7 protein-coding genes and 1 pseudogene are annotated in these 5,879 nt (G+C 47.6%); 5 read left to right on the top strand and 3 right to left on the bottom strand.

Annotated elements, in window-relative coordinates; all coding sequences use genetic code 11:
• The 5 genes and pseudogenes from ACR2PX_RS15610 to ACR2PX_RS15590 all read left to right on the top strand — a co-directional run.
• The coding region (locus ACR2PX_RS15610) for a hypothetical protein (RefSeq protein ID WP_434000277.1) at positions 1 to 246 on the top strand (246 nt) is incomplete at its 5' end.
• A gap of 35 nt (positions 247 to 281) precedes the next feature.
• Positions 282 to 428: pseudogene (locus tag ACR2PX_RS15605) on the top strand (transposase); the annotation flags it as partial.
• The gene (locus tag ACR2PX_RS15600) at positions 392 to 1,117 is read left to right on the top strand and encodes an IS5 family transposase (RefSeq protein ID WP_434000279.1); all 726 of its coding nucleotides are present in this window, start codon (positions 392 to 394) and stop codon (positions 1,115 to 1,117) included. The pseudogene ACR2PX_RS15605 and the gene ACR2PX_RS15600, both read left to right, overlap by 37 nt.
• Before the next feature lie 270 nt (positions 1,118 to 1,387).
• Positions 1,388 to 3,082 (top strand): hypothetical protein, encoded by a 1,695-nt coding sequence (locus tag ACR2PX_RS15595; RefSeq protein ID WP_434000276.1) that lies wholly within the window; start codon positions 1,388 to 1,390, stop codon positions 3,080 to 3,082.
• Complete coding sequence (locus tag ACR2PX_RS15590; protein ID WP_434000275.1) at positions 3,079 to 4,602, top strand: PhoPQ-activated pathogenicity-related family protein; 1,524 nt, start codon at positions 3,079 to 3,081, stop codon at positions 4,600 to 4,602. Before ACR2PX_RS15595 ends, ACR2PX_RS15590 begins: the two co-directional genes overlap by 4 nt.
• A 23-nt stretch (positions 4,603 to 4,625) precedes the next feature.
• On the opposite strand, the gene ACR2PX_RS15585 is transcribed toward ACR2PX_RS15590, so the two are convergent.
• From ACR2PX_RS15585 to ACR2PX_RS15575, 3 genes are all read right to left on the bottom strand, one after another.
• Entirely contained in the window at positions 4,626 to 5,285 is a 660-nt protein-coding gene (locus ACR2PX_RS15585; protein ID WP_434000274.1) for a transmembrane anchor protein, read from the bottom strand.
• An 11-nt stretch (positions 5,286 to 5,296) separates the two neighbouring features.
• Complete coding sequence (locus ACR2PX_RS15580; protein ID WP_434000278.1) at positions 5,297 to 5,749, bottom strand: HupE/UreJ family protein; 453 nt, start codon at positions 5,747 to 5,749, stop codon at positions 5,297 to 5,299.
• A 23-nt stretch (positions 5,750 to 5,772) separates the two neighbouring features.
• Positions 5,773 to 5,879, bottom strand: a 107-nt coding sequence (locus ACR2PX_RS15575) for a zinc ribbon domain-containing protein (RefSeq protein ID WP_433999696.1), incomplete at its 5' end; no start/stop codon positions are given.

The following is a 5,879-nucleotide window of genomic DNA, read 5'->3' as shown; positions in this document are numbered from 1 at the left end:
CCTGATAATCATGAATTACCGAAAGGTCTGTTTGAGACCAGTATGAATCAGAGCTCGTATAGCAATTCCTCCTGCCTTTCATTGAACCATACCCTTACCCAGCTCTGTACTTACGGCAATCCTTCAGCTGATAAAATAGGTATCGTTGGAGGCGTTTTGGGTGGTGTAACCACTGTAGCAATACTGGTAGGAGCAGGGCTATTCATCGCCAGGATGATTTACCGGACGAAGGTGGAGAGGAGGTAGATAGAGTGTAATAGAGTGTAATAGAGTGTAATAGAGTGTCAGAACGAAAACCTAACAGTACCGAGTTGATGTTACGAATCAACTGCCTCCAGCAATGGTATGGGCTCTCTGATTCTGGCGCTGAAGACGCCATTAAGGATCGGCTATCATTCCAGCGCTTTTTACGTCTCGATCCTTTTATCGATACCGTTCCGTTCCAGATGAGACAACCATTCTCAATTTTCGCCATCTGCTCGAAGAGCATGATCTGCAGGAAGCCATCTTTGCAGCCATCAATAGGGATCTGAAAGAAAGAGGGCTGCTCATGAAGCGAGGTACACTGGTGGATGCAACCCTTATCGCCGCCCCCAGCAGTACCAAGAACAAAAGCGGAAAACGTGATCCTGAAATGAGCTCCACCCAAAAAGGCAACCAATATGACTTCGGCATGAAAGCTCATATAGGCGTTGATAGTGACAGCTCTCTTGTCCACTCACTGACAGGCACAGAAGCCAAGCGCCATGACAGTACTCAACGAAAAGAACTCCTGCATGGAGAAGAGCAAGTAGTAGGGGGCGACAAAGGTTACGCTGACGATCAGTACAGGAACCAGTACAAGAAAGAGTGCCGGGCTAATCGGACTAATAATGTTGTCTATGCGATTTGTGATAAAGAAAAGCGCAATCCCCCTCTGTCGAACAGCCAAAAAAAGCGTCACCGCAAATTGTCTGGCTGGCGCGCCAAGGTTGAGCATCCATTTCAGGTCATTAAGTGCCAGTGGGGGTTCCGAAAGGTGCGTTATCGGGGGGTGAAGAAAAATACCTGTCAGTTGTTCATGCTGTTTGGTCTGTACAACCTGTTCCGGGTTAAGAGGAAACTGTTAGCGGGCTGATCTGGGGGCAGTGCGCCCTGAATTTGGGCTGCTCTCGCAGAAGTGCTGTAAAAAGCGTTATTTTTAAATATTTTGCTGTTTTTTTGAGCAGCCAAAGATTGAGACTGGAAATCTCAACAGGTTTTTCAGAGCTTCCTTAAGAGGGTGGTTGGCACTTTCATTGAGATTTTTGCAAAGGGCAAAGATTATCTGTTACCAAAATTTACAGATGCCATCAATGCGTAAGTCCTACTATACTGTTTTTCCACTAGTATCAGCCGCAGATAAAATATGAGTTCACGTTTTATTCTTCGCATTTTTCTGGTTGTACTGCTCTTGATGTCTCACAGCAGTTTTTCTGCCTCTCTGCACAAAAGTTCCGAGCTCAGTGCCGGTATTCAGCAGACCAGTGACAACTTTGATCGTATTCGCAACCATCGCCCAGCACTCCAGGCTTTCATGAATCAGCTGCCCAAAGGTGGCAACCTCCACCATCATCTTATGGGGGCCATTGAGCCCAAGGAAATTATTGATACCGCGATAGAGCGAGGCCTTTGCGTGGACGCCAACCAGCACATTGTCAAATGCGATGGATCTCAACAAACGGTTAAGGACTATGTCAGTCAGGAAGAAAACCGTGAAACCCTGATCAACCAACTGACCGTCCCTGACAGTTCAGACACCGTACAGGTTCGCAACTGGCATTTTTTCAATTTCTTTCCTCTGGTGGCAGCCCTCTTTGATGGAGTAGATGCCGACTTCGTTTCATTCATTCGCGAAAAAGCGGCTGTTGACGGGCTTTCATACATAGAATCGATGATTTACTGGAATGAGGCCACCGGACCCGATGAGTTGTTTGCCCTGATCACAAACTTTCCAACACCTGATCCGGACAGTACCAGCAGTTTAGAAGATTTTCGTGCCAAGTTAGTCGCTCTGCCTGATTTTCAAACCCAGTTGCAGCTGGCAGCCAAAGAGGTAGCCAATGCTCTGAAAGTTTCTGACGATCGTTTAAGCTGTGCCGACAAACCTGCTCAGCCCGCGTGCACCGTCACTGTCAGGTTTCTTCACGAAATTCACCGGACCGACACCCTGCCCCAGGTTTACGCCCAGATGATCTTTGCCTTTGAACTGGCGCAGCAGAGTCTCTCCAGTAATGACCCCCAAGTATTGGGCGTTAATATAGTTGGGCCTGAAAATAATGAGACTGCGCTGAACGATTACCTCAGTCATATGAAAATGCTGCGCTTTCTGAAAAACAACAGCAGCTACCCTCTGGTGAAAGACCATATCAGCCTACACGCTGGAGAACTGGTCAAAACCACAGTCGAGGATATTTACTATCGTACGACCCTGGCCATTGCCATCCAGATAGTTCAGCCCAAACGCATAGGCCACGGACTCAGTCTCATGGCACAGGACTGCCTGAAACTGTCCAGCATCGGCAATGAAGAATACGTCAACTGCAGTTCAGAACTGCTGGAGACAATGCTGGGTCAGGACATCGCTATTGAAGTGCCATTTACCAGTAACCAGAGACTGAATGGCATTGGGCCACAAGAAAAGCACCCATTCCCAGTCTATGCAGGCAATAACATCGCCGTCACACTGGCCACTGACGACCCGGGTATTCTGAAAATAGATCTGACCAGCCAGTTTGTAGAAGCCGTCTATGGCTTCAGCCCCAATCAGACAACCAACAGTATTCTTCTATCCTTTGACAAAATTGTTGAGTTCACTCGCAACGGTCTGGAATTTAGCTTTCTTCCCGGTCAGAGCCTTTGGGTAAAGAGTGATCCCAGGGCTCGATATCAACAAAGAGTCACAGCCTGCCTTGATCTTGAGTCAGAAGCCTGCAATAACTTTGTTAGCAGTAGTGCCAAGGCAAAACTCCAGCGAGATCATGAAATAAAGCTGGCTGAATTCATTGGCAATGATAATTTTCAGCAGAGAATGCTGTTGCAACACCACTCCGGACTGCTATGAACTTTGCAGAAAAGATCAACAAAATAACAAAAGATTACTTCTCCAGATTTCACATCAATTTTCTGACTGGGCTCTGTTTTTGCCTTCTGATTCTGAACACTTCGGTTTATGCCAGAGATCATCTGAAAGTCTTGCCTGATAATTGCTCACCTTCATACCTGGGCAAGCACTTTCATGACGTGTTGCCCTGTTATCTGAAGCAGAAAGACAAGAATTATCAATGGAATGCTCAATCAGCCATCGAAGAGACCGTTGAAATGGATGGACAAAAACTGAAGGTCAAAGCCTACCCGGTCAGTATGAAGTCCCTCCGTTGGAATGTGGCAGAGCAGGATAAAGTCTCTGACCCGATCTGGGATCACCGGATCATGGTGTATGTTCCGGAAAAAATCACCGAAAACAGTGCTCTGCTCTATATCAATGGTGGCACCATCCACCAGCCGGCTGACATACCCGTAAAAAATAAAGGTCCTAATGACGACCTGCTGTTTTCTCATATCGCCGCCAGAACCCAGTCAGTAGTGGTTGATCTGAAAGACATCCCTAACCAGTTTCTGCAATTCGGGAATGATAAACCTCTCAAAGAAGATGCACTTGTCGCCTATACCTGGCAGAAGTTTATCGATAACCCTCAGAAAAACTACAACTGGCCGCTACGGTTACCCATGGTAAAAGCCTCTGTTCGGGCTATGGACACGGTTCAGGCGCTGATGAAAGAGAAACACATAAAGATTGACCACTTTGTTTTGGCTGGAGGCTCAAAACGAGGCTGGACTGTCTGGTTAACCGCTGCGATGGACAGCAGAGTATCTGCCATAATCCCCATGGTAATCGATGTTCTTAACCTGCAAGACAGCATGAGGCATCACTTTAACAGTTATAAACGTTGGGCTCCGGCAGTCAAAGACTACTACTCGTTAATGCCTACGATCGGTACCCAGCCTCTGACTCAGTTGATGGACGTTATCGATCCTTATTCATACCTGTCGCAGCTGACCATGCCTAAGTACATCATTAATGCCACTGGCGATGATTTTTTCTTACCCGACTCCAGTCGTTTCTACTTTGACGATCTGAAAGGTGACAAGTGGCTGAGGTTTTTGCCGGACCTGAGGCATTACATTGTCAAAATGGATCGCACTCTGGTCAGTGAGACAACAGAATCCTTTTACGGGGCCATCATTGAAGACCGCCCTATGCCCACTATCAACTGGGATAGGAATGATGAGAGTTTGAAAATAGTGGCCTCCATGCCTCCCAAAGCCATGAAACTGTGGACCGCTGAAAACCCTGATGCCAGAGATTTCCGAACCAGTTCTGACAATCCGACGGTCACCCGGTTCAAGTCCGAAGCGCTCAAATTCCACTGCAAGGAAAGCTGCCGGGCAGACATTTCATTGAATGCACCTGAGAAGGATTGGAAAGCCAGTTTTGTAGAACTGATCTATCCCAACCCGCCTTACCGTGACCTGTCGTTTACTACCCGGGTATTTGTGACACCGGATGTTTATCCCGAGTAGCACTTACAGAGTCGCCCATCGATTTATAACACCCGAACAGTTTCGCTAAATTCACCTTCAACATTAAGCGAAACGACAACGGTAACTTTGGAGCGATTCCGCCAAAACCAACCGTGCTTACCGTCAAAGGCAGCGGTCAGAGTACCGCTGTCTTGAGTCACTTTTTTCCCCTTGTTATAGCCAAAGTAACTGACCTCTTTATTGTCGGCATGGGTGTCAAAGTTCAAATGTCCCTTGTCCACCTTCCAAAGGTATTGCACCTGATCGCCCTTGTTCATTGCCAACTTGAACTCCACTGCCTGACCCGGTTTCATGGTAAAGGAGACAGTCTCTGTTCTTAGAGCAGGTGCTTCCGCTACCGCAGGCTCAGGTAATAACTCAGTTTCCACTTTAGCGGTTTCTGTCACCGAAGGTGATACCGTGACTGTTTCCTGAACCACAAGATTATTGATTTCAGCCTGTTGCTCCGCTTCACTGGCTTCCTCAGCCAGTTGCTGCTTAATTGCCCCCATCTCTGTTAATCCCATCATGCGACCCAGGCCTGTAGGATCAACACCGTACTCAGCAGGCATGACCACCGTCACCAGGAGTGCTGCGGCCACTGCAAGAGCCAGCAGGGTTGAATTAAGAAGCTGGCGGCTTGTCGGCAATTCACTGACATCAGGTTTTCGTGCGTTATACATATGAATTCCTTTTACTGGGTAGCGGTGATGAAATAACCGGTGAGCTGATACCCGGTCAGTAAAAAACCAATCGTCATAAGAAGCACATTGGTGTTGTAGGCCTGACGGAAAAATGAAGCGGTTTTACGCCAGAATCCCATAAAAATAAGAATCGCTGACAGTGCCAATATCTGGCCAATCTCAACCCCGACATTAAAAGCGATCAGGTTTGGCAGCAGCCCCTCCTGATCCATTTCAAATGCCTGAATTTTGGTGGCAAGACCAAAGCCATGGAATAAACCAAAAATCAGGGTGGCTACCTGAGTATTAGGCTGGAAACCCAACCACCGTTGATAAGCTCCCATGTTGTCCAGTGCTTTGTAGACCACCGACAACCCGATGATGGCATCGATCAGAAAAGCGTTGGCAGGAATGTCAAAAAACACACCGATCAATAAAGTAGTGGAATGCCCTATCGCAAACAGGCTGACTTGACATCCTCCCCGCCCTAAAGGACGGGGATTCCTACAGCTAGACGGTCATGCCCGACCGCAAGAATGTTTCTTGCTGCGTTTACGTCACGCAGATGTTCAGCTCCGCACTCTGAACAGACCC

This window comes from Endozoicomonas sp., assembly GCF_051008435.1.
GTDB lineage: Bacteria > Pseudomonadota > Gammaproteobacteria > Pseudomonadales > Endozoicomonadaceae > Endozoicomonas_A.
This window is presented reverse-complemented; position numbering and strand designations above follow the sequence as displayed.

Coding starts and splice junctions, on each gene's coding strand:
- ACR2PX_RS15595 (WP_434000276.1), top strand. CDS start 1,388: ATGAGTTCACGTTTTATTCTTCGCATTTTTCTGGTTGTACTGCTCTTG.
- ACR2PX_RS15590 (WP_434000275.1), top strand. CDS start 3,079: ATGAACTTTGCAGAAAAGATCAACAAAATAACAAAAGATTACTTCTCC.
- ACR2PX_RS15585 (WP_434000274.1), bottom strand. CDS start 5,285: ATGTATAACGCACGAAAACCTGATGTCAGTGAATTGCCGACAAGCCGC.